The organism is Bacteroides sp. OM08-11 (assembly GCF_003438665.1).
In the GTDB taxonomy this organism is placed as follows: domain Bacteria; phylum Bacteroidota; class Bacteroidia; order Bacteroidales; family Bacteroidaceae; genus Bacteroides; species Bacteroides cutis.
Genome location: NZ_QSTJ01000001.1, coordinates 533,853 through 558,453 on the forward strand (window position 1 = coordinate 533,853; position 24,601 = coordinate 558,453).

General features: G+C 41.7%; 14 protein-coding genes and 1 pseudogene. 6 read left to right on the forward strand and 9 right to left on the reverse strand.

Annotated elements, in window-relative coordinates:
- Window positions 1–10 precede the first annotated feature (10 nt).
- Entirely contained in the window at window positions 11–1,888 is a 1,878-nt protein-coding gene (locus DXC10_RS02095) for a RagB/SusD family nutrient uptake outer membrane protein (protein WP_101542088.1), read from the forward strand.
- Between the two features lie 340 nt (window positions 1,889–2,228).
- Here DXC10_RS02095 and DXC10_RS02100 read toward each other — a convergent pair whose 3' ends face one another.
- Window positions 2,229–6,254 (reverse strand): two-component regulator propeller domain-containing protein, encoded by a 4,026-nt coding sequence (locus DXC10_RS02100; RefSeq protein ID WP_117737249.1) that lies wholly within the window; start codon window positions 6,252–6,254, stop codon window positions 2,229–2,231.
- Between the two features lie 130 nt (window positions 6,255–6,384).
- Between DXC10_RS02100 and DXC10_RS02105 the strand changes: the two genes are divergently transcribed.
- On the forward strand, window positions 6,385–7,926 hold the full coding sequence (locus tag DXC10_RS02105; protein ID WP_117737250.1) for an arylsulfatase: 1,542 nt from the start codon (window positions 6,385–6,387) through the stop codon (window positions 7,924–7,926).
- Window position 7,927: 1 nt separating this feature from the next.
- Here the strand turns inward: DXC10_RS02105 and DXC10_RS02110 are convergent, their stop codons facing one another.
- Window positions 7,928–8,512, reverse strand: coding sequence for an epoxyqueuosine reductase QueH (locus DXC10_RS02110; RefSeq protein ID WP_117737251.1), 585 nt, complete (start codon window positions 8,510–8,512; stop codon window positions 7,928–7,930).
- A gap of 36 nt (window positions 8,513–8,548) precedes the next feature.
- A complete protein-coding gene (locus DXC10_RS02115) occupies window positions 8,549–9,733 on the reverse strand; it encodes a DUF5009 domain-containing protein (RefSeq protein ID WP_117737252.1) in 1,185 nt (394 codons plus the stop codon).
- A gap of 93 nt (window positions 9,734–9,826) precedes the next feature.
- Here DXC10_RS02115 and DXC10_RS02120 point away from each other — a divergent pair, with 93 nt between their 5' ends.
- The 4 genes from DXC10_RS02120 (at window position 9,827) to DXC10_RS02135 (ending at window position 16,616) form a co-directional block, all read left to right on the forward strand.
- Window positions 9,827–11,419: a DUF6377 domain-containing protein gene (locus tag DXC10_RS02120; protein WP_117737253.1), complete on the forward strand. Its 1,593-nt coding sequence runs from the start codon at window positions 9,827–9,829 to the stop codon at window positions 11,417–11,419.
- 186 nt (window positions 11,420–11,605) lie between these two features.
- Window positions 11,606–13,090, forward strand: a complete 1,485-nt coding sequence (locus tag DXC10_RS02125) for a glycoside hydrolase family 30 beta sandwich domain-containing protein (protein ID WP_101542094.1) — start codon at window positions 11,606–11,608, stop codon at window positions 13,088–13,090.
- 31 nt (window positions 13,091–13,121) lie between these two features.
- Complete coding sequence (locus DXC10_RS02130; protein ID WP_117737254.1) at window positions 13,122–14,372, forward strand: glycoside hydrolase family 5 protein; 1,251 nt, start codon at window positions 13,122–13,124, stop codon at window positions 14,370–14,372.
- Window positions 14,373–14,393: 21 nt separating this feature from the next.
- On the forward strand, window positions 14,394–16,616 hold the full coding sequence (locus DXC10_RS02135; RefSeq protein WP_101542096.1) for a glycoside hydrolase family 3 C-terminal domain-containing protein: 2,223 nt from the start codon (window positions 14,394–14,396) through the stop codon (window positions 16,614–16,616).
- 34 nt (window positions 16,617–16,650) lie between these two features.
- On the opposite strand, the pseudogene DXC10_RS16275 reads toward DXC10_RS02135, so the two are convergent.
- The 6 genes and pseudogenes from DXC10_RS16275 to DXC10_RS02160 all read right to left on the reverse strand — a co-directional run.
- A pseudogene (locus DXC10_RS16275) lies at window positions 16,651–16,860 on the reverse strand (hypothetical protein); the annotation flags it as partial.
- Between the two features lie 251 nt (window positions 16,861–17,111).
- Window positions 17,112–17,294, reverse strand: a complete 183-nt coding sequence (locus DXC10_RS02140) for a hypothetical protein (RefSeq protein WP_117737255.1) — start codon at window positions 17,292–17,294, stop codon at window positions 17,112–17,114.
- Window positions 17,295–17,404: 110 nt separating this feature from the next.
- Complete coding sequence (uxuA, locus tag DXC10_RS02145) at window positions 17,405–18,577, reverse strand: mannonate dehydratase (protein WP_101542098.1); 1,173 nt, start codon at window positions 18,575–18,577, stop codon at window positions 17,405–17,407.
- An 81-nt stretch (window positions 18,578–18,658) separates the two neighbouring features.
- On the reverse strand, window positions 18,659–19,468 hold the full coding sequence (locus DXC10_RS02150) for an SDR family oxidoreductase (protein WP_101542099.1): 810 nt from the start codon (window positions 19,466–19,468) through the stop codon (window positions 18,659–18,661).
- Between the two features lie 104 nt (window positions 19,469–19,572).
- Window positions 19,573–21,939, reverse strand: a complete 2,367-nt coding sequence (locus DXC10_RS02155; RefSeq protein ID WP_117737256.1) for an alginate lyase family protein — start codon at window positions 21,937–21,939, stop codon at window positions 19,573–19,575.
- A gap of 18 nt (window positions 21,940–21,957) precedes the next feature.
- Window positions 21,958–24,555, reverse strand: coding sequence for a glycoside hydrolase family 2 TIM barrel-domain containing protein (locus DXC10_RS02160; RefSeq protein WP_233519864.1), 2,598 nt, complete (start codon window positions 24,553–24,555; stop codon window positions 21,958–21,960).
- Window positions 24,556–24,601: the final 46 nt, after the last annotated feature.

Genomic DNA, 24,601 nt, shown 5'->3' on the forward strand with positions numbered 1-24,601 from the left:
ATTGAAAACAATGAAAAATATATTTAGTAAATCAGTTTTATTGGGTGTCGTTGCTTTAGTAAGTACTTCCTGTAATGATTCATTTTTGGAACGTACTCCTACTAATGATTTGAACTCCCAGACTTTTTGGAATACTACAGCAGACCTTCAGAGTTTTTGTAATGGTATTTACAATGCAGTTTCTGATAATGCTGGTACTGACAATTATAACTTTATTTTGGGCTTTACCAATAATGCTTATAATGGAAAAACAAATAGTGTAATTCCTATTGAGGCAATGTCTGATAATTATGCTACGGTGGATGGATCACAAACTTGGGCCTCTGCTATTGCTGCAGGATTGGAAACAATTCCTTCCAATTATAATAGCCCTTTATATGGTGGTTGGGTATGGACTGCGCTTCATCGTATCAATACTTTCATGGATAATTATGATAAGGTAAAAGTTGCCAGTACTACTGAAGTTACGCTTAAAAAAGGTTTTTTTGGTGAAGCATCTCTATTCCGTGCTTGGTTTTATCTTGATAAAGTACAAAAATATGGTGATGTACCTTTGATTACTCATGCTTTAACTACAGATTCTCCAGAATTGTATGTAGGCCGTACTCCAAGAAAAGATGTTATGGCTCAAGTATTGATAGATATTGATAACGCATGTAAGAATTTGCCTGATGCATGGCCGGGAAATCTTCCTAATCGTGTTACGAGGGGAACAGCCTTGGCTTTGAAGGCACGTATTTGCTTATATGAAGGAACATATCGGAAGTATCATAACCTGAGTGATAAAGCCGACTATGAGAGTTGGTTGGAAGAAGCTGTGTCTGCAGCTGAGGAATGTATGACTTTAGGATACAAGATATATGATACGGGTAATCCTGATAAAGATTATGCTACTCTTTTCACTTCAGATGATTTAGAGGGTAATCCGGAAATGATTATGTACAGAAAATATGCGAAAGGTCTGTTAATGCATCGCCAATGTGGATATATTATTAACATTAGAGCAGGTGGAACAAAAGATTTTGCAGATGATTTTCTGTGTAAGGAACCGGATGGAACAGCTTTGCCAACAGGTTTAAGTCTTACATTTGATGATAGCACGCCGGAAAAGACATTTGCTAACCGTGACCCCCGTATGGCTCAGACTTTCCTTAAACCGGGTGATCAAGCAAGTATTCTTAATACAAATATGGGAAGTAAAAGTTTTCCGCGTTTAGGTGATATGGGTAGTTGGCCAAGTGCTACAGGTTATCATTTGATTAAGTATTACATTCTTGAGCAAGATAAAAAAGGTTATGGAAACGAGACTCATGATGCCCCGATTATCCGTTATGCTGAAGTCCTATTAAGTTTAGCTGAGGCTAAGGCTGAGTTGGGAACATTGGAGCAAACGGATCTAGATAAGACTATTAACGTATTACGTGATCGTGTTGATATGCCCCATATGACCTTAAATCCACCGATGGATCCTAAATATGCAGATTTAGGTATATCTTCTGATCTTGTTGAAATTCGCCGTGAACGTCGCGTTGAATTATCATTTGAAAATTTACGTTACCAAGATCTAATGCGTTGGGCACAAGGTGATAAGCTAAAAGAACGTGTATTAGGTATCCGTTTTGAGGATTCTGATTATGACAATGAACGTTATATCCAACGTGATACAGAGGGTAAAATAACTGGACGTGTTTATAAACCGGGTGATCCTGCAGCAGCTGCTCCTGTATATACTTATGAAGTTGATGGAAAACATTATGTAGATGTATATGCGGGAACTAATTATGCAGCAGAAAAGCGTGTATTTAATCCTAAAAAAGATTATTTACGTCCTATACCAACGGCTGTTCGTTCTAAAAATCCAGAGTTAGGCCAGAACCCGGAATGGTAAGATGAAATAAATTTATTGTTGGGAGAGGGTATTTTTACCCTCTCTTTTTTAGTGGTTTTTAAATAATTAGTCGTACGAAAACAAAATTGAGCTTTCAGGTTTCATCATTATGAAACTAATGACTATAGATAATCTATCAGATATATATTTCCTTTCTGATAAACATCCACGATTTCTGACTTAGTCTAAATTCTCTTAAATAGAAGCGATATCAAATATAAAGTTGATATCGCTTCTACATTTATATAAAATAAAGATAAAGTATTTTTTTATGCAGTATTTCTCTAATTATTCTTTTTCTGTTATTACTGAATTATTGTAAAATAGAGAAGATTGATTGTTATTTTTTTCTTACTCTTTGTGGTGATACTCCAAAAAATGCCTTGAAACACTTACTGAAATATCGTGGGGATGAAAAACCTAGAGTAGTGGATATCTCCGAGATATTCAATTCCGGTTGACTCTTGAGCATGGACATTGCTTCATCCAGTTTCACTTTTAGGATAAATTCATTGGGAGTCAACCCTATCATCTGTTTGAACTGTGTATAAAGCTTACTGCGCCCCATGCAGAGTTCGGATGCCAGCGAGGTGACATCAAAGTCGGGACTATCGAAATTTTTCTTGACGATAGCGATACTTTTATCTAATAATTCTTTATCTGTTGCACTTACAGCAGGTATTGATTCAGTAATTTTTGTAGCGGGCAAATTAGAATAGTGGGCTATGATTTGCTGTTTATTACGGATCAGATTACTACAACGTGCCAGTAAAATTTTCACGTTGAAGGGTTTCGTTACATAATCGTCAGCACCAAACATGTATCCTTCTACGATATATTCCACTGAATTCTGTGCGGTGAGTAACACAATGGGGATATGAGAGAACTCGACATTATTCTTCAATTTGTAACACATCTCTTTACCAGACATTTCAGGCATCATCACATCGCTTACAATAATATCCGGTTGTACTTGTTCTACAGCTGCCAGTCCTTCACGGCCATTTCGGGCTGTATGTACTTCATAGAATGCACTGAACATATCATTGAGCATTTCAAGTAATTCCTCATTGTCCTCTACTAAAAGAAGAATAGGTTTTGAGGTACTTCTATTAATTTCGGGAGCTGTTTCCGGAGTGAATGTTTCCACAGGAAAATCCGGGGTAATATTTTCCATGCTTATCACATCAGGTTGTTGCTTATTGATTGCGAAATCTTCTTTATTGAAATGCTGGTTTCCTAAAAGTAATGACAGTATAAAATTACTTCCCTCATTAACCACACTCTTTATTTCAATTTTTCCATGATGCGCTTCCATAATACCTTTAGCTAACGCTAAGCCTATTCCTGTACCAAGACTAAATGCCGAGGAAGTAGAATCTGCTTGATAAAATCTGTCGAATATTTTGTTGATAGCTTCTTCGGGGATACCCGGACCGTCGTCGCTGACTGTGATGATGGCTTGAGTGGATGTATGGTGCAGGCTAACTGTGATGTTACCATCCTTCGGAGTATATTTGAATGCATTAGATAACAGATTGAATATAACTTTTTGCAATTGTACCGGATCGAACCAAACGTCGAGAGTTTCCTCTGCATGTTTAAAACTGTAATTGATATTTTTTATTTGCGAGTATTCATAAAAGCTGCTGTAGATTTCGTGAGTAAAGGAAACCAAATCATGTTTTTCGACTTTGAGTTTAAGATATCCTTGTTCTTGCTTACGGAAGTCAAGCAACTCTGTGATAAGGCTACGCATGTGCCAAGCATTTTTATATACACGCAAAATACGCTTGTAAATAGATGGTTCTAATTTATTAATTTGCATGATTGCTTCCAGTTGGCCTATGATAAGTGTAAGCGGAGTACGGAATTCATGCGAAATATTCGTAAAGAAACGTAGTTTACTTTGGTTCAGCTCTTCAATACGTTCTTTTTCTTTTTTCTCACTTTCCAGAGAAGACTGTAGGCGGGTTTGCCGTAATTTGAAAAGGAAGAAAATATACAATACTCCCATGAATAATAAGGCATACAAGGTATAAGCGTATGGGTTGGCATAAAAAGGTGCGGCTACATGAATGTTTAGGGCTATTCCCTGATCAGATGCAGAAACAGTATCTGCTGAACGAACACGCAATGTATAATTTCCGGGTGGAATATTGGTATAAGTGATAGAATTACCTGTTGTCTGAGTCCAGTGGTTATCCAGATTTTCAAAATAATATTCAAATATATGATCACGTTCCAGAAGATAACTGAAAGTACTGAATGTGACAGTGATATTATTTTGGTTATGTTTTAACCTGATGTCTGAGGTTCTGGCAAGAGTCTGCTTCAAGATACCGGTAGCATCGTCAGGCAAGACCTCTTGATTAAATATCAATAGTTTTTCAAAACATAGTTTCCCTTCGTCAGGGGTAGTGTACAGATATTGTTCCGGTAAGGAAGCTAATCCGTTAGTACCACCTATGTATATGGTACCATCTTTGGCTATATATAATGTGGAACCCTGACTATAACTCTGCTGAAACAGGCGATAGGTTTGCTCTACTGTTTCTGTCTCCGGGTTGAATATCGACAGTCCTCTATTCAAGAGCAATAGTAACTTGTGGCTAATGGGCGATTCCTGAATATAATAACAATAATTATTCGGAAGAGAATTGTTCTGTGTGTTATATACCTTGAACGAATGACTTTGAGGCTGATACTTGAACAGCCCCGATCCGATAGTACCGAAATAAATTTCTCCACGACTGTCTTCAAAGATGTGCACTACTCTGAACTTTCCTATGGAAGAAGGATTGTCTGCATTGGTTTGATAATGTTCTATTTTGCCGGTAGGTAAATCTATACATGTCAATCCGCCCATAGAAAGAGCCAGCCAAAGCCGTTCCTGACTATCGATAAAGAATGTTTCGTAAGAATACTGTTTTTCCAATAATTGTTTTATCTCAGGTTGGTCTGAAAGAGGAGAGAAACTTTCGGTTTGTAGATCCATAAAAAACAAACCGCCTTGTGTCAGTATAGCAAGTCCATCCTTATATTTCCGTATTTCATTGACGATATTACCTGCAATCTTCATGGTACTGGGCATATCTTTGTTCAGAAGCTTAAATGTATTGCGGTTGATGTCGAAAATGGATAAGCCTCCTGTATGTGTACCGATATATAAACGTTGATTAGGCTGATGATAATAGATTGTTTTCAGATTATTGTTTCCCACGCTTTGCGGATTATCCTCCTGATGAGTATAGCGTGAAAAACTGCCGGTAGAAATGTCCAGTTTATTCAATCCCCCTCCTTCGGTACATATCCATAAGTTTCCGGAGTCATCTTCTGTCATTTTACCTACGAATGGGAAACTCAGACAATCTTTATGTTCCAAAGAGGCTGTATAAAATTGTTTATTGAAGTGGTACGGGGTAAAAACATTAACGCCGCCATAATAAGTGCCTACCCAGATATTATTATGATTATCTTTGTGAAGAGCATATACCGAATTATGGCTGAGACTATTGGGAGAATAGTCCTGATGTACATAGTGGCTCCATTCGTTTTTGGCAAGATTATAGCAGTCAAGCCCTCTGAAAGTCCCTATCCATATATTACCGTTGATATCTTCTGTAACACATCGAACCTGATTATCCGACAATCCTCTATCTTTGGATTTATCGGTATAATAATGGATATTTCCCTTCGTATCCCTTCGATACAAACCGTTCCAGGTACCTACCCATATATTTCCCGAACGATCTTTGGTGATACATCTTCCACCCTTTTCGAAATGGATTATTACTTTCATCGATGATTTTTTTTCCAGGTCTATACGTATCAGATGGTTGTGAGTGACGACCCATGCATGTTTTCCATCTACATGGACGGCTCTTCCTTCGCCTAAACTATCTGGTAAAGATGCAAATAACTGTAAAGATGGTTTCTCTGGAAGATAAGTATAGATGTCATTATTACAAATTACCCACAATGTATCGTTTTTGCAGAACAAACCTTTTACATCATCCTTTCGCAGACAAGTAAATTGTTCTTTGTAAATATTGAATATGACAAGGTCATTACCGGAACGGATATAGATATGTCCCTTTTTGTCACCGCATAATTCATTGATTTCATTATTCGTCAAACCTTGTTTGTCCTGTGAGGGTTGGTATATTTTTATTTCTTTACCGTTATAACGGTTTAAGCCTTCGGACGAACCGAACCACATGGCGCCGATTTCATCCTGGTAAATGGAATATATACAAGTTTGAGAAAGTCCGTCAGGTATCCCTAAATGCTTAAAATGAAAGTCTCTGGACTGTATTGTGATACTTATCGAAATAGAAAGTAGAAATATCAGCGCATTTTTCATATCTACGGAGTGATTTATGTGATTTTGACTTAGCAAATGTAACAAATTAAATAAATATCAGCTTAATATTTGACTGTAAAAATGTATATTTGCGTACTTAATTGAGTATGATAATTTAATAGATATTATAATGAAAACACATCCTCTTTGGAGTACCTCGTTAATTACGTTTGCCGGAACATTTGCTGCACATCAACAGGCACTTGCACAGCAGCCCAACATTATTCTCATCATTTCGGATCAGCATCGCGGTGATGCCGTGAACTGCATGGGAAATCCTTCTGTGATAACCCCTAATATGGATGCTTTGGCTGCAGATGGTACATTGTTTATGAATGGTTATTCTTCTACACCGAGTAGTACGCCTGCACGTTCGGGATTACTTACGGGGTTGTCTCCGTGGCATCATGGTATGTTGGGTTATGGAAGAGTAGGAAGTCATTATCGTTATGAAATGCCGCGGATGTTACGCGACCTTGATTACTATACTTTCGGTATAGGTAAAATGCATTGGTTTCCGCAAAAAGCATTGCATGGTTTCCACGGTACGTTGGTAGATGAAAGCGGCAGAGTGGAGTCAGAAGATTTTATCAGCGACTACCGTTTGTGGTTCCAGATGCAGGCTCCGGGATTAAACCCTGACTCAACCGGTATTGGTTGGAATGCTCATGGTGCAGGGACGTATAAGTTACCGGAAGAGTTACATCCTACTGCTTGGACCGGAAAGACAGCTTGTGAAATAATCCGTAATTACAAGAAAGGTACCGGACAGCCACTTTTCCTGAAAGTCTCTTTTGCCCGTCCGCATAGCCCTTACGACCCGCCACAGCGTTTGGTCGATTTATATAAAGACAAGGATGTACCTGCGCCGTTTATAGGGGAATGGTGTAAGGATAAAGACTATGCCGTACCTCAAGATGTAGCTACTGCCAAAAAAGATGCTCCGTTCGGGAATTTCGGTGAGGAATATGCCAAGAACTCCCGTCGCTATTATTATGCCAACGTGACTTTTATCGATGAAGAAATTGGTAAGGTAATTCAAACTCTGAAAGAGCAGGGGATGTACGATAATTCTTTAATTTGCTATATATCCGACCATGGTGATATGTTGGGTGACCACCATCATTGGCGCAAGACCTATCCATACGAAGGTTCATCTCATGTTCCTTATATTGTGAAGTGGCCCTCTACATATAATTTTGACAAGGGAACCAAGATTGAAACACCGGTAGAACTACGTGATTTGTTACCCACTTTCCTTGAAATGGCAGGAGGAACAGTACCTGCTGATATGGACGGACAGTCATTGCTCAACTTGATGAATGGTAATACGGGAAAATGGCGTAAATATTTGGATTTGGAACACTCCACTTGTTATAGTGATGACAATTACTGGTGCGCACTGACAGACGGAAAACTAAAATATACCTGGCGTTTCCATACGGGTGAAGAAGAATTATTCGATCTGTCTAAAGATCCGCATGAATTGAAAGATGTGGCCAAAGACAAGAAGTATAAGTCCCAATTGTTACTTATGCGTGAAGCGATGGTGAAGCATTTGTCCGAAAGAGGTGAAGAATATGTAAAGGACGGCAAGCTTCAGGTTTTGAAACGTACCATTCTTTACAGTCCTTTGTTCCCGGATGAAAACCCGGTGGATACGGGTATTTAGTTTATTTTTTCTCTTGTTCCAGCCGTCGCATGCTGAATTCGCATCCGCAATATTGCTGGTTATAAAAGTCATATTCTTTGAGGAGCTGGTTACGGCGGTCTTGTAGTCCGCCTTTCCGCCAGTTCTGTTCCCAAAAGATAGTACCCGGATACAGGGCGGAGGCATGCCGTCCTGCATCGTTTATTTGCTCCAGGCTTTTCCAGCGGGAAGAGGCGAGGGTTGTGGTAAAAACTGAAAATCCATGTTCGGCAGCATAACGGGCAGTTTCTGTCAAGCGCAAGGTAAAACATTTCAGACATCGTCCACCGCGTTCCGGTTCTTTTTCCAATCCTTTCATAGTATGTAGCCAGTACGCATAATCATAATCTACATCGATGAAATCGAGGTTTTTGGAAGTTACAAAGCGGATAGCCTCATTTTTCCGTATCTCATATTCTTCCTGCGGATAAATGTTGGGATTGCAATAAAATACAGTTGGGCGGATACCGTTTTCCAACATACATTCAATGATGGCCGACGAACACGGAGCGCAACAGCTATGCAGCAATACCCGCGTTTCGTTGTTAGGAGCTTGTATTTGTAACATATACCTGATGTTTTACTGATCATTTTATTATTCTGGTTATACCTTCAATTTAATTTTGACTTTCACCAATAATCCTGTTAGTTGGACGATAATGAGTGAAAAGACAAGCGATTTAAGTAATCCCGGTATGCCACTTCCCAGAACTTCAGGATACCACCAGTCTAGTATCTGTTGAGCGGAATACCATGCATATGGCAGAGTATAGCATGTCAACGTTGCTGTACCGGCAGGTTTAATCACATTGAACCAATTTGTCTTGTTTTTAACGTCCGTCAGCCAATAGAAGAAACCGAAAAGTGGAAAGAACATGGCAAGGCAATAGAATAGCCAGGAGGGGGTAGCCTGTATTTTTGAAATAATCCAATAAGGATGTGAAACTAGCGCAAGGATAAACATTCCCGTGCCAAGGACACAAAGCGTACTGATGAATTTGCCCGGGTGTTCACGATTAGCATAACGTTGCATCAGAAGGGAAGTCAGTAATCCTGACATGCCAAAAGCATGTAATGTCCAGTCGCTGGGGATGAATGGCAACAGAACAATACGGCTGCCATATTCCCACGGGATCAAATCAGAATGGCTGACAACAGCAAGTACCATCACCACAAACCAGACAATGGCGTTATTTCGCAGGCTTTCTCGTGTAAACAGATAAATTCCCGCACATACGGCATACGTCCAACCGATTAATCCGAGGATACCCCACCAACCTGTTTGGAACGGTTTCCCATTAATGTCTTTATATATTATGAGGAAAGCCAATAATAGTACCCCCATTACTTTCATTCCGGTGAAAAGGGATTTTTTAATACCTTCCGACTTTGGATAAACTCCCCATGTCAGGAAAAATCCGATAACCATAAGTATAGTGAACCACGGATACGAAAGTCCGCCTTCTATACCACCGTTGTTGAGTGAAAATACTCCCATGGTAAGTAATGCTACTGTACGCCAGAAGATGTGCGCGATGACTTGTAATGTCGTATCTCCTTTTTTATATCGGTTTTGGATGGCAAATGATACCGACATACCCATACAGAATAAAAAGGCAGGGAAGATTGTATCCGAAAATCCAAGCATGTCCTCATCCATTTTGGCGTGCATCAGCCAGTGGGGAACATTTTTCAATCCCGGAATGTCATTGACAAAGAGCATGAGGAACATGGTGAGTGCGCGGAATACATCTACCGCGGCAACCCGTTGAAGTGTTAAGTTTTTCATTGCATAATAGTTTTGGGGGTTGAAGTGGCAAATATAGGAAAGATTTTTTCATGTTGATACAGCTTTGTGTGATTTCTTGCTATATTTGTTGCCATGAAGTGGAAAACGCTGTTGTTTTGTTTTTCTTTGGCGGTGACGGTAGAATATGCAGACGCCTCTGTTGATGATACGTCGATTGCTGCGCTGACAGCTTCATTGGATGAGGCTATCTGTGAGCATGAACAATCTGTCGGTATACGTGAAAGCCGCATAGCAGGATTGAAACAACAACTGTTGGAGACAGATACCTCAAGTATTGACTTTTTTCGATGGAATGGGGAAATTTATAAGGAATACCAAGCCTATCTTTGCGATTCTGCCATTCATTATCTGAATTGTAACTTACGTTGGGCCGAGTATCGCGGATTACAGGAATTTGTCGATGAAACCCGTCTGGAGTCTGCCTACCTGATGGCTTCTACGGGTATGTATCAGGAAGCGTTTGAATTGTTGGGGCAAGTGAAACGCGCCACGTTGTCTGCTCGTTTATTACCCGAATATTATAGATGCTATCGCCGTCTCTACAGTGAGTCGGGAGCTTATGCACAGGATATTTCTTTCCGCAGACAATATCAGCAGTTAGCCGCATGCTATGATGACTCCCTGATGCAGGTGCTTCCACCCACCTCTTCTCTTTATCTGGAGCGTAAAGAAATGCGGGCGGCTACGGCCGGACGTGTGGAAGAAGCTCTGCAAATTAATGACGTTCGCCTGGCAAGTACTCCGCCCGATACTCCGGAGTATGCTTTGGTTACTTACCATCGTTCCCGTCTTTACCGGCAGATGGGGAATAGGGAGGAAGAAAAACGATATCTCATGTTGTCTGCCTTGACCGATGTCCGGCTGGCGATTACAGACCATGCCTCTCTTTGGAATTTGGCAGAATTACTCTATGAGGAGGGTGACATTGAGCGTGCCTACCAGTACATCCGTTTTTCTTGGAGTGAGACTAATCGCTATAACGCCCGTAGCCGCAGCCTTCAGACGGCAGGTATTCTGTCGTTGATAGATCTCACCTATCAGGCAATGCAAGAGAAGCAGAGCGAAAGGTTACGCATGTACCTCATTTTGATTAGTGCGTTGACCCTTTTGCTGATAGTGGCTGTATTCTATATTTACAACCAAATGAAACGTCTTTCTGTGGCGCGTAACCATTTGCAACAGAGTAATGAGCAACTGGAGATTTCCAATCATATCAAGGAAGAATATATCGGACGTTTCTTGAACTTATGTTCCATCTATATTGATCGTCTGGATACATACCGGCGTATGGTGAATAAGAAGATTTCATCGGGGCAAACTGAAGAATTATTGAAAATGGTACGTTCACGTGACGTGTTGGATACCGGCCTAAAAGAGTTGTATGAGAACTTTGATACGGCTTTCCTTCATCTTTTCCCCGATTTTGTGGAGAAGTTCAACGATTTGTTGCAACCCGAAGAGCGGATAATACTTCGTAAGGGCGAATTGCTGAATACGGAACTTCGTATTTTTGCATTGATACGTCTGGGTATTGATGACAGTTCAAAGATTGCAGAGTTCCTTCGTTATTCCGTCAATACAATTTATAATTATCGCGCAAAAGTCAAGAATAAGGCGCGGATTTCTCGTGAGGACTTTGAAAGCCGCTTGATGATGATACGTTGATAATACGTCAAACAACCTTTCTTATCCACTTTTTGACTTTCATTTTTTATATACAATATATTGTATTATAATAATTTAGGTAAATTTTCTACTTCATCTTATCCACCTATTACCGATGGGTGGATACTACTTGTTCTTATCTTTCCTAACTTTGAAAAAGTTTAAGTAACCAATATTTATAATACCATGAAATTTAAATTACCTTTGATTTTAGCGTGTTACATGTCTACTGCTGTTATTGCATGCGCCAACACACGGATGTCGTCAGTAAATACACCTTCCGGTATAGAGAAGGTCAAGGTAAAGGCATACATCACGACTGCCGACCGTACACAAAGTTTCGACCGAACAGTTTTAAATTTCTCCGGCAAAGCTTGTTCGTCTTCTATCATTACATTAAATCCTACCGTACGATATCAATCAATGGATGGTTTCGGTGCTGCTGTGACAGGTTCTACTTGTTATAATCTGATGAAAATGGCTCCGTCTGAGCGTACTAGGTTCCTTGTCCGTACTTTCTCGGAAAAGGAAGGGCTTGGGTTTAGCTATATACGTATTTCAATTGGATGTTCGGATTTCTCGTTGAGTGAATATACTTGTTGTGATACTCCCGGTATCGAAAACTTTGCTTTGCAGAGTGAGGAGAAAGACTATGTGATACCTATATTGAAGGAAATTCTGGCGATTAATCCTACAATTAAAATTTTAGGTTCCCCGTGGACATGTCCCAAATGGATGAAGGTAAACAATCTGGAAGAAAAAAAGCCTTTCGATTCTTGGACGAGTGGCCAATTGAATCCCCTATATTATAAAGACTATGCCGCTTATTTTGTGAAATGGATACAGGCATTTGGAAAAGAAGGTATCCGGATTTATTCGGTAACACCCCAAAATGAACCGTTGAATAGGGGAAATTCAGCTTCCCTGTTCATGGGTTGGAAAGAAGAACTTGCTTTTGTGAGAGAGGCGCTTGGTCCTGCATTCAAGTCTGCCGGACTGGATACAAGGATTTATGCTTTCGACCATAATTATAATTATGATAATATGGCAGAACAAAATGATTATCCTGTCAGGATGTACGATGACGAAGTAGCTGCCGCCTTCTTGACCGGTGCGGCATATCATAATTATGGTGGAAATCGTGAAGAGTTAAATGATATTCAACGCCAGCGTCCCGATAAAGAGCTTATTTTTACGGAAACTTCGATCGGGATGTGGAATGATGGACGCAACCTACAGCGTCGATTGATAGAAGATATGCGTGAAGTTGCTTTGGGTACTGTCAACAATTGGTGTAAAGGTGTCATTGTATGGAACCTGATGCTGGATACTGAGCGTGGTCCTAATCGTGAAGGAGGTTGCCGGACTTGTTATGGTGCGGTGGATATTGACAAATCCGACTATAAAACGATGACTTATAATTCGCATTACTACATCATAGGACATTTGTCATCTGTAGTAAAACCTGGTGCATTCCGTATAGAAAGTAAGTCAGACAGAGACGGCGGATTGATATATTCAGCCTTTGAAAACCCCGATGGAACGGTTGCTTTTGTCGTATTGAACGCCAGTGAAGATACTTCCGGTTTCAGTGTGACTATAGATGGCAAGAACTATCTGAATGGTGAGTTGCCTGCTAAGTCCGTCGGTTCTTATCTTTGGAAAAAGTGACACGAACACTAACTATATAAAATTATTTACCATGAAAAATCTATTAGTAACGGGCATTTCTATTGCCCTGTTGTCATTAGGTCTGACAGGCTGTAGTGATAAACAAGTTTCTCGGGAGGTTTCTGCCGATGCATTCGTAACCATTCAAGGACAGGATCTGATAAAGCCTGATGGCTCTAAACTTTTTATTCAAGGAACAAACCTTGGAAACTGGCTAAATCCCGAAGGTTATATGTTTCGTTTCAGCAAGACCAATTCCGGTCGTTTCATCAATGAAATGTTCTGTCAGCTGGTAGGACCCGACTTTACGGCTGAGTTCTGGAAAGCGTTTAAAGATAACTATGTAACGCGTGAGGATATTCAATTTATCAAGAATACAGGTGCCAATACCATCCGTCTGCCTTTTCACTACAAACTTTTCACCGATGAAGATTATATGGGGTTGACAGCCAACCAAGATGGGTTTGCCCGTATGGACAGCGTAGTGAAATGGTGTCGTGAAGCCGATCTTTACCTTATTCTTGATATGCACGATGCTCCGGGTGGACAGACAGGTGATAACATTGACGACAGTTATGGATATCCGTGGTTGTTCGAGAGTAAAGCCAGTCAACAGTTGTATTGCGATATCTGGCGTAAAATAGCGACTTATTATAAAAATGAGCCGGTAATCCTGGGTTATGAGCTTTTCAATGAACCTATCGCTCCATATTTTGAAAATATGAACGAGCTGAATGGGAAATTGGAAGATATATATAAGATGGGTGTTGCAGCTATTCGTGAAGTAGATAAAAATCATATTATTCTATTGGGTGGTTCACAATGGAACGGTAACTTTAAACCATTCAAAGATTCTAAGTTCGATGATAAAATCATGTATACTTGTCACCGTTACGGGGGTGAGCCCACCAAAGAAGCTATTCAGGGTTTCATCAATTTCCGTGATAGTGTCAATCTGCCGATGTATATGGGCGAAATAGGGCATAACACAGATGAGTGGCAGGCTGCTTTCTGCCGGACGATGCGTGAAAATAATATCGGTTATACCTTCTGGCCTTATAAAAAGATGGATGGTTCGTCTTTCGTCGGTATCACTCCTCCGGAGAATTGGACGAATATTGTGAATTTCTCCGAAGCTCCACGTACCACTTACCGTGAAATCCGTGAGGCACGTCCCGATCAGGCAATGGCACGTAAGGCGATGATGGATTTTATCGAAGCTTGTAAATTGGAGAATTGCGTAGTACAGGAAGGCTATATACAGTCGTTGGGAATGAAATAATAAATGATAAAATAAATAAGTATGAAGAAAGTTCTATTAGGTTTGGCTCTGGCAATTGTGCTTCCTCTCTCGGCACAACAGAAACCTGTTTATCTGGATGCCACCAAACCCATTGAAGAGAGAGTAGAAGATGCGTTAGGACGCCTTACATTGAAAGAAAAAGTTGCGATGACACATGCGCAGTCCAAGTTTAGCAGTCCGGGCGTACCTCGCCTGGGTATTCCTGAGTTTTGGATGACAGATGGCCCCCACGGTATCCGTCCCGAAGTGTTGTGGGATGAGTGGAATCAGGCAGGTTGGACGAACGACTCTTGCGTAGCCTATCCGGCGCTGACTTGTCTTGCCGCAACCTGGAACCCGGAAATGTCGCTGCTCTATGGAAAGAGTATCGGTGAAGAGGCGCGTTATCGTAACAAGACTGTTCTGCTTGGTCCCGGAGTAAACATTTACCGTACTCCATTGAACGGCCGTAACTTTGAGTATATGGGCGAAGATCCGTATTTGGCATCCCGTATGGTAGTACCATACATACAGGGCGTACAGCAAAACGGAGTAGCTGCTTGTGTGAAACATTTTGCGCTGAACAATCAGGAAATCAATCGCCATACCCTTAACGTAATTGTAGACGACCGTGCGTTGTATGAGATCTATTTACCTGCCTTCAAAGCTGCTGTCCAGGAAGGAAAGGCATGGGCTATTATGGGTGCTTATAATTTGTACAAAGGGCAACATGCCTGTCACAACCAGTATCTCTTGAATGATATCCTGAAAGGAGAGTGGGGCTTTGACGGTGTAGTTGTTTCCGATTGGGGGGGGACACACGATACGGATCAGGCTATTACCAATGGCCTTGATATGGAGTTTGGAAGTTGGACCAACGGTCTTTCTAACGGTGCCAGCAATGCATATGATAATTATTATCTGGCTATGCCTTATTTGCAACGTATTCAGGAAGGTAAAGCGGGTACCAAAGAATTGGACGATAAAGTACGCCGTATCCTCCGTCTGGCATTTCGCACCACAATGGATGTGAACCGTCCTTTTGGTACATTACTTTCTCCTGAACATTACGAGGCGGCCCGTCGCATTGGTGAAGAAGGTATCGTATTGTTGCAGAATAAAAATGCCGTGCTTCCGATAGATTTGAACAAGGCGAAGAAGATTGCTGTGGTGGGTGAGAATGCTGTTAAGATGATGACAGTAGGCGGCGGTAGTTCATCTTTGAAAGTACAGCGTGAACTTTCTCCGTTGGATGGTATCCGCCAACGTGTAGGTAATCAGGCTGAAGTAGTGTATGCACGTGGATATGTGGGGGATGCTACCGGTGAATATAATGGAGTGGTGACCGGTCAGAACCTGAAAGACGACCGTTCTCCTGAAGAACTGATAGCTGAGGCGGTAAAAGTGGCTCAGGATGCCGATTATGTAATTTTTATTGGTGGATTGAACAAGAGCGCCGGACAGGATTGTGAGGATTCCGACCGCAAAGAACTGGGTTTGTCCTATGGGCAGGATGCCGTGATTTCCGCTTTGGCAAAGGCTAATAAAAATCTGGTAGTTGTGAATATTTCCGGTAATGCTATTGCCATGCCGTGGGTAAATGAGGTTCCTGCCATTGTGCAAGATTGGTATTTGGGTTCTGAAGCGGGTAGTGCTTTGGCGGCCGTACTGATGGGGGATGTAAATCCCAGTGGTAAATTGCCGTTTACCTTCCCTGCGAAACTGGAAGATAATTCTGCTCATGCCTTGGGCGAATATAGTGGTGAAAAAAGCAAGAAGGTGATGGATATAAAGTATAACGAAAGCATTTTTGTGGGTTATCGCTGGGCAGACAAACAGAAGAAGGTGAAACCTTTGTTTCCTTTCGGTCATGGTCTGAGTTATACTACTTTTGAATATGGTAAGCCCACAGCCGACAGCAAGACGATGTCTGCCGATGGTAAGCTGACTGTGAAAGTTACTGTGAAGAATACGGGAGCTCGTGAAGGGCAAGAGGTCGTGCAGTTCTACATCAGCGACAAGAAATCTTCTCTTCCACGTCCTGTCAAGGAGTTGAAAGGTTTCCAAAAGATTAAACTTGCTCCGGGCGAATCGAAGGAAGTGTCGTTTACTGTCAATAAGGAGGCTTTAAGTTTCTTTGATGATGCCCGCCATACCTGGGTGGCCGAACCGGGTAAATTTGAAGCGATTATCGCTGCTTCGGCAACGGACATCAAGGGAGTGGTTCCTTTTGAATTGCAATAACAAGAGATCTGGATCCGTTGGTGGAATTAAATTACTACATGTTTAATTCTGCCAACGGGTCTATATTTTCAAGTTCTTTTCCCATTTTCCGTATGGCTGTAGAATCAACCTTCGGTTTCTTTGTCCGCACTATCCATTTCATCTCTTCAAATTTATCCGATTGGCAGAAGTCCGGTTCTGCGTACAATTTTGCCAACAGATAATACTGATATGTCCTTCCCGGCAGGCGATAGATGGCACGTAGTTTAATTTAAAGTGCCCACTAGTGAAAAAATATCTTTCTACTGCCGTATCAAAGGTCAGACAACCAATTTCAAAATGCAGGTTCATAAAAAGCAAACATAGGTTCATCACTCTTCACATCCGTAACGGTAATCATAATGTCGCTTTTGTATTAGGATATAGAACAAAGGTTAATGAAAAAAATAGGATTATGGATAACCTTTCAAGAAATATGACATATAATCGATATCCATTTGTCGTCCTACAACGGCTCTATTCAATCCACCATCCATTGACATGTTGTTGCCAATGTAGTGGCACGCTCTTGCCACAGTATTGGCACTGTCGTGCCACTATATTGGCAAAACTGTGCCAACTTATTGGCACTACATCTTCCATAGAAGGTTGCAGGTTAATGGTATCCATGTCACTCTTAATTATTCTTTTTATATACATTTGTATTTGGAGTTTGTTAGAGAGTGAGTTTAAGATAAATTTATAAAAAAGCCATCCAATTGTAATATTTCACAATTGGATGGCTTTCTAAATGTAAATCTCAGAAAATCTTATTTAAATAGAGATTTGGCAATTCCCATTTCAAGTCCTCTTAACTCTGCCAGTCCGCGCAGACGTCCGATACAAGAGTATCCCGGATTGGTTTTCTTCTTCAAATCGTCTACCATTTGGTGGCCGTGGTCAGGACGCATCGGGATGGAAACACCGCGGCGTTGCTGGAGTTCGAGGAAAGCTTTCATAACGTGGTACATGTCTACGTTACCTTCCAGGTGGTTGGCTTCGTAGAAATTACCCTCGGCATCACGTTGAGTACTACGCAAGTGTACGAAGTTGATGCGGTCACTGAATTGCTCCATCAGGGCGGCACAGTCATTAGCGCTACTTACACCCAATGAACCGGTACAGAGGCAAAGGCCGTTACTCTTATTAGGTACGGCATCAATAAGCGCTTGGAAGTCGGCGCCACAACTCATGATACGCGGCAAGCCCAGGATAGAGCAAGGAGGATCGTCTGGATGGATAACCAATTCTACTCCGGCTTCATCGGCAACGGGACAAATTTCGCTGAGGAAATAAATCAGGTTGGCACGTAGCTTTTCGGGAGTGATGTCTTTATAACGATCCAGCTCTTTCTGGAATTGTTCCAGTGTGAAACTTTCTTCCGAACCGGGCAGACCGGCAATCATATTGCGAACGAGCAGTTGCTTGTCTGCTTCCGTCATTTGCTCGAACCGGACTTTTGCTTTTGCCTTCTCTTCATCGGAATATTCGGCTTCGGCACCCGGACGCTTCAACAAAAAGAGGTCGAAAGCTATGAAAGCTGCACGTTCAAAACGGAGGGCACGGCTGCCGTCGGGAAGTTCGTACGCAAGGTCGGTACGGGTCCAGTCCAATACGGGCATAAAGTTGTATGTAACGATGTTTACGCCACATTTACCGAGATTACGGAGACTTTCTTTGTAATTATCGATATATTTCTGGAAATCTCCGGTCTGGGTTTTGATATGTTCATGTACGGGTACACTTTCTACCACAGACCAACGCAGGCCGACAGCTTCAATCATTTCTTTACGTTTCATGATTTCTTCCACTGTCCATACTTCACCGTTGGGGATGTGGTGCAGAGCGTTTACAATGCCGGTAGCTCCGGCTTGCTTGATGTCCCAAAGGCTGACCGGATCATTAGGACCGTACCAGCGCCAGGTTTGTTCACATAATATCATATATATAATGTTTAGTGATTTTGTTTGACTTATATTGTTATTAATATACCGCAAGGAAACCTTGCTCCGGCATTACGCCGGTTAGATAGAGAATGCATCGAAACCACCATCTACTACAGAAAGCGCACCGGTTACGAAACTGGATGCATCACTGATGAGATAATGGATCGTTCCGAACAGTTCTTCCGGTTCTGCGAAACGACCGCAAGGAGTATGGGCGATGATAGTCTTCGCACGATCTGTATAAGAACCGTCGGGGTTCGTCAACAGGGCACGGTTTTGGTTTGTCAACAGGAAGCCCGGGACAATGGCGTTCACACGGAGTTCGGGGCTGAATTTGGTGGCAAGTTCGGTTGCCATATAACGGGTATAGTTACCGATAGCGGCTTTAGCTGAGCCATAACCTACTACACGGGTCAACGGGCGGAGAGCTGATTCGGAACAGAAATTGACGATAGCGCCTTTTTTGTTCTTTGCCATGACGTCTACAAATACCATTGTAGGAAGTACGGTACCGAAAAGATTCAGATCTACTACCTTGCGGAAAGCATCTACATCCAGATCAAGTACGGTTTTATCCGGAGCGATGGTTGCCCCCGGCATGTTACCGCCTGCCGCATTCAGCAATACGTCGATAGTACCGAAACGTTCGATGATTGCTTTTTTGTTATCTTCCAATACTTCTTTATTCAGTACATCGGTCATCAGGAACAATGCTTCTGTTTTTTCGTTCAACTCTGCTTCGAGTTGTTTACCTATTTCTTCTACACGGTCCAGAACAACGATCTTCGCACCTTGCTCTGCAAGATAATTAGCGATGTTTTTTCCTAAAATACCACAACCGCCGGTAATTACGATTACTTTGCCTTTAATGTCAAATAAGTTCTTCATGATTTTTTTATTTAGTTAATAACATGGATTATATTCTTCTGTTTATAATCGCAAAGATAGGGATTTAATCGTTTCTTTACTATCTGTATATTATCAGAAAATATTTAATTTGTCTCAAGTGCTTTTTTTCTGCCCAATGCTTCCAAATAATAATAGTCTGCATAATTCAGCGGTACATCTATTTCACTGTTTCCGGGGTGATGACCGGTGGAATGGAGCAATAAGAAACCATAAGAAGTACCGGGTTCTGCCTGATAATGCTTGTTAAGGCTATCTACTATTTTATCGGCGATGTCTTTATAACGTTTACTGTCTGCCGGTGAAACATAGGCAGAAAGCTCATAAAGGGCCGATGCCATGATGGCGGCCGCCGAAGCGTCTCTTGGAGTATTAGGGATATTCGGGGCTTTCATGTCCCAGTAAGGAATGAGGTCTTCCGGTAAATTAGGCAAACCGAAGAAGAAATCGGCAATGTGCCGGGCTTGTGCCAGATAAGCCGGATTTTTGGTGAAACGATAGCACAATGTATAACCATACAATCCCCATGCTTGTCCACGGCTCCAGAAAGAGTCATCGGAAAATCCCTGGGCAGTGTGCCGGCTTTGTACATTTCCTGTGGCAGGATCGTATTCTACCACGTGATAGGACGAGTAATCGGGGCGGAAATGGTTTTTGATTGTGGTATCTGCGTGTTTCACTGCAATTTTATAGTAAATGGAGTCACCTGTTTCCTGTGTAGCACGGAAAAGCATCTCCAGGTTCATCATGTTGTCGATGATGACGGTGAACTTTTTGGTGTCACTGTTTCTGCCCCAGGAACGGATACATCCAACTTTGGGATTGTAACGGGTAATGAGGCTTTTGGCACTTTGCAACACTACATCTTTGTAAGAACGTTCTCCAGTGAGTTCCCAAGCCTTACCAAAACTATTGTTCATCATGAAACCGAGATCGTGAGTACCGGTATTCCATTTGGCATCTTCTATGAGCCAGGTGAAACTGATGGCTTGCTGGCGCCAATAACTATCGTTGGTATAGTTATATATTTGCCACAATGAACCGGGGAAGAAGCCGGAACACCAGTCATTGGGATTTATCATAGTCAAAGAACCACTTTTACTGATAGTACGTGGTACCACACGTCTTTTACAAAGATTATCTTGTTCTTTTCTGGCTTTGTTGGCACATTGAATGGCCAACTTCATCTGATTGCAGGCAAAGGCGAATGCATTGTCGATTGCAGTCGGTTGCATGTATAACAGGTTGAAACGGTCATTCGGATTGAGGATACGGTTATCATTATACAGGCGGAGATAATGCTTGTTACGGGCAAGCTTTTCGGGAGTAGCTTGTTGATTTCCTATATAGATAGCCGTACGGTATAAGTCTTTGCAGAAATTCTGTTGTGTTTCTGTCCAGTTACCGATTTCTTTATAGGGCCATTCTGCCAGAGATTTTCCGGTATATCCGGCCATATAGTCCATGGCTTTATAGAAATTACGTCCGTCTGCCGAAGTTGAGTTATCCAAATAGATACCCAACTTTTGAGCCATTGTCATGATGTCTATGATATGGGTCAGGTTATATTGGGAATAGTGGAAGGCACGAGTACGGCGTAACTCTTGCGGCATTCTGCCGTCAGGTTCTATCTGTTTGAACATACGTTGTTCGGGCAATGCGTTGATGATGTCACGAGCTACATTCAAGTTTCCTACATAAAGGGCGAATGCGATGGCTTGCGCATCGAAAGCAATACTGTGATTGTTGGCGGCTGAGGCTTCATCCTTTCCTTGCTGGCTGGTAAGAATCCAGTCGAGCAGTTTGCTGAACCACGCTTTCAGTTGCTTGGAATCCTTCTTGGTGAACGACTCGGATTGTTCCAACAACTGTACGGCATCCAACATTTCTATAAAAGAATAAGTGTCGATAACCCCGAAACTCCGGCCTTTGTTATTGTTACGTCCCATAATTACCTGGGCATATTCCAAGTTTGGGTTCATACGTGTATCTTTATTGAAGAACCACACCCGAAGAAGTTCGGTTGCTTTTTGGGCATATTTTTCGTCATTACTGAAATACCATGCCAAAGCAAGAGTAGTGACACGTCCGGCAGTATCTCCCAAACGGTTACGGTCGAATTTGTCCAACTCCGGATTTGATTCACCGTCACGGCTGATGTAGGGAAGTCCGTCCGGTTTAGTCGGGTCGGGCCAATAGTAGCGTGCCAGACTCATGTAATCGTGTTTGTTTCCACTTCCGGGTGTTTTCTCTTTCATCATAACGGAAAGTGGCTGTACATCCAGCAGTTTGTCTGCTTCTGATTTTAGCTCTTGATAAGCCGTTGCATAGAACGGAGTTTGTAATGATTGTTTTACATTTGCGAGGTGTGTTGCATCCCAAATGGATTGTGCCTGAAGATTGGTTGCTAACAGCAATAAAACGGCCATCCATTGTATTACTTTCAGTCTCATGGTGTTTTTATTTTAAAGTTAGTAAATTTTTCGTAGTTTAATACCATTCAAAAAGCTTTTTCCACTTGTTGAATAGAAGCGTATATCAATATTATCTCTATCGTTTGTAATATTGTATCTTTTGCGTAATGCATGGAAATATCCGCTTTCGTGACATGGAGAAAGGTTTTCTTCCAATAATTTTCCATTGGCATAAATGCTGAATGAGTTTTCACGGTTTTCTTGCTGTCCATCCCGGTCGAGTTGGTAAGCTATTCCGGCATTCTCACGGAATATATCTGTAAAAAGAAATTCAATTTCGTAAATACCTTTGGGCACATCAAAACGATAACCTTTGATATCATTCCTGAGAGTCTGGAACAAAGGATCGTCGGTAGTGTTTATTATTTCTGTCTGAGTACCTTGCTCTTTACCGCCGATATACCCCCAACTTCCTTCTGTATAAGGTTGATCGGGTATCCAAGTCAATTGGCTGTCGTCGGAGGTGAAGAAACAATTGCTTCCCACGTTGACGGCCAATTCCAGGTTGTGCAGATTGGCCGTATTTAGATTGGCGGGAATGGGGGTAAAGTGTACATTCAAACCATCTTGTATCCTGTTTCCTTTGTAGTTGCCTTGTGCAAGTAGGAATGGTCGTTTACTACTGAATGGAACTCCGAATGTAGCAGTATGATTTTGAGTTCTTTGTTTTCCTATAGATTTACCGTCAATAAAAAGTTCTACTTCCGGTAAATTGGTGTATACTTTCACGGGCAGTATTACAGGAGTATCTCCTCGTTGTATCCCTGTACGGTAAATCCAATCCCGGCTGGCGATGTGCAATACAGGAATGTCTTTACGCCAAGTTGCCTGATAATAATAGTATACATCTTTGGGGGTACGGTCTGCGTAAACCAATCCTTTGTTATTGATGCGCGGCATGGATTCGTCCCGTAGAGCTGATGCAAAATTAATGAAATTCCAATGGGTACCACCGCAGATATAAGGCGTATTTTCCAGTACAGGAAGATAATGTTCCAGATACATTTGCTGGTATTCGATGCTGAAATCAAATGCACGAGGAAGTAATGAATGGAGGCGTTGGTCGGAACCGGCACCATATTCACTGATAATCATCGGATGTGTGGGGTAGTTATGATGTTGTTCTGCCAAAAATTTGTCAAAACCATTGAAATTACCCCCATACCATCCCTGATATAAATTCCAACCGACTATGTCGGTAATTTTGCTTATTCCTGTCGTATTGTACACATTACTTCCGTGAAATGCCATGGTACTGACGCGGGTAGTATCTTCTTCTTTCAAAGCTTTCTCCAGACGGTTTGCCAGCGCTAACGTGCGTTCCAGTACAGGTTTTAGCGCTTCTTGGGTTTTATATTTCCGTTGGGTAACCAATAATATTTCATTCATGTATCCCCATGTAATAATGGAAGGATGATTGTAGTGTTGACGGATCATTTCCCGCAGGTTACGTTCGCAGTTTTCGGCATAGCCCGGTGTGTCGGGTACAATATCTATCACAGGAATTTCTTCCCAGGCAAGCATACCGAATTTGTCACACATCTCTAATAATGCATCGTCTTGTGGATAATGAGAGATACGGATGAAATTGGCACCCATTTCTTTCATCAATTGGAAGTCACGACGATGCATTTCATCAGTCAAGGCTACACCGATGGGCTTTTGATCCTGGTGGCGGCATATTCCACGTAATTTGTAGGGTTTTCCATTCAGGAAGAAACCTTCATCTCCATCGAAATGGAACCAACGAAAACCGGTATAATGATCACTATGGTCCAGGATAGCCTGAGTTTTCCGGTCTCGTAATACGGTCTCTATACGATAGAGATTGGGAGTTTCCGGAGTCCATAGTTGGGGCTGAAGAATGGGAGAGGTTTCATTTCTGAAAGTGAAAACTTCTCCACCTTTTAATTTTATCAATTGCTTTTGTGTCTGTGCAAGGCTTCCATCCGGATGATAGACGGTATTAATCAATTCGAGTGTTGCTTTTTCTTTGGAGTCGTTCATTATTTCTCCACGTATCTGTATGGTTGCTTTCTCTTCTGATACCTGTGGGGTATTGATAAAAATACCGTCTGAACCATGATTGGTCAGATTAAAGTGTTGCTTCGGGACAGCAGTGAGCCATACATCCCGATAAATACCTCCGAAGAAAGTGAAATCGGCAGAAATAGGAGCAATGTCTTGTCTCGCATTGTCTACACGTATGGCAAGTACATTGGAAGAAGTGAAAGATAGATGAGGGGTAAGATCAAATGTACAGGCAGTGTATCCTCCGGCATGTTCACCTATGTTTTTCCCATTGATATAAATGGTAGCCGCTTTGCTTGCTGCGTCCAGTTTCAGATAAATCTGCTTTCCTTTCCATGCCTGTGGTAAAGATATCCGGCGGCGATACCAACCTGTGCCTTGGTAGTAATTTTTCTTTGTATAAGCATCTGTATTCCATGTGTGAGGCAGATGTATGGATGTCCAGGTATCATCGTTGAAAGTACTGTCTGCAGCAGTTGTACATTCTCCCTGCAAGAACTTCCAGCTGTCATTAATCGTTTTGCTTTCACGTTGTGCCAAGGCTGTAGATGTACTGAGTAGCATGAAACCGGTGGCCGCAATCCATATTGTAGTAATCTTTTTTCGGATA

What these genes read in the sequence shown, in the direction of transcription:
- DXC10_RS02095 (WP_101542088.1), top strand. Translation starts at nt 11, where the DNA reads ATGAAAAATATATTTAGTAAATCAGTTTTATTGGGTGTCGTTGCTTTA.
- DXC10_RS02100 (WP_117737249.1), bottom strand. Translation starts at nt 6,254, where the DNA reads ATGAAAAATGCGCTGATATTTCTACTTTCTATTTCGATAAGTATCACA.
- DXC10_RS02105 (WP_117737250.1), top strand. Translation starts at nt 6,385, where the DNA reads ATGAAAACACATCCTCTTTGGAGTACCTCGTTAATTACGTTTGCCGGA.
- DXC10_RS02110 (WP_117737251.1), bottom strand. Translation starts at nt 8,512, where the DNA reads ATGTTACAAATACAAGCTCCTAACAACGAAACGCGGGTATTGCTGCAT.
- DXC10_RS02115 (WP_117737252.1), bottom strand. Translation starts at nt 9,733, where the DNA reads ATGAAAAACTTAACACTTCAACGGGTTGCCGCGGTAGATGTATTCCGC.
- DXC10_RS02120 (WP_117737253.1), top strand. Translation starts at nt 9,827, where the DNA reads ATGAAGTGGAAAACGCTGTTGTTTTGTTTTTCTTTGGCGGTGACGGTA.
- DXC10_RS02125 (WP_101542094.1), top strand. Translation starts at nt 11,606, where the DNA reads ATGAAATTTAAATTACCTTTGATTTTAGCGTGTTACATGTCTACTGCT.
- DXC10_RS02130 (WP_117737254.1), top strand. Translation starts at nt 13,122, where the DNA reads ATGAAAAATCTATTAGTAACGGGCATTTCTATTGCCCTGTTGTCATTA.
- DXC10_RS02135 (WP_101542096.1), top strand. Translation starts at nt 14,394, where the DNA reads ATGAAGAAAGTTCTATTAGGTTTGGCTCTGGCAATTGTGCTTCCTCTC.
- DXC10_RS02140 (WP_117737255.1), bottom strand. Translation starts at nt 17,294, where the DNA reads ATGTATATAAAAAGAATAATTAAGAGTGACATGGATACCATTAACCTG.
- uxuA (WP_101542098.1), bottom strand. Translation starts at nt 18,577, where the DNA reads ATGATATTATGTGAACAAACCTGGCGCTGGTACGGTCCTAATGATCCG.
- DXC10_RS02150 (WP_101542099.1), bottom strand. Translation starts at nt 19,468, where the DNA reads ATGAAGAACTTATTTGACATTAAAGGCAAAGTAATCGTAATTACCGGC.
- DXC10_RS02155 (WP_117737256.1), bottom strand. Translation starts at nt 21,939, where the DNA reads ATGAGACTGAAAGTAATACAATGGATGGCCGTTTTATTGCTGTTAGCA.
- DXC10_RS02160 (WP_233519864.1), bottom strand. Translation starts at nt 24,555, where the DNA reads ATGCTACTCAGTACATCTACAGCCTTGGCACAACGTGAAAGCAAAACG.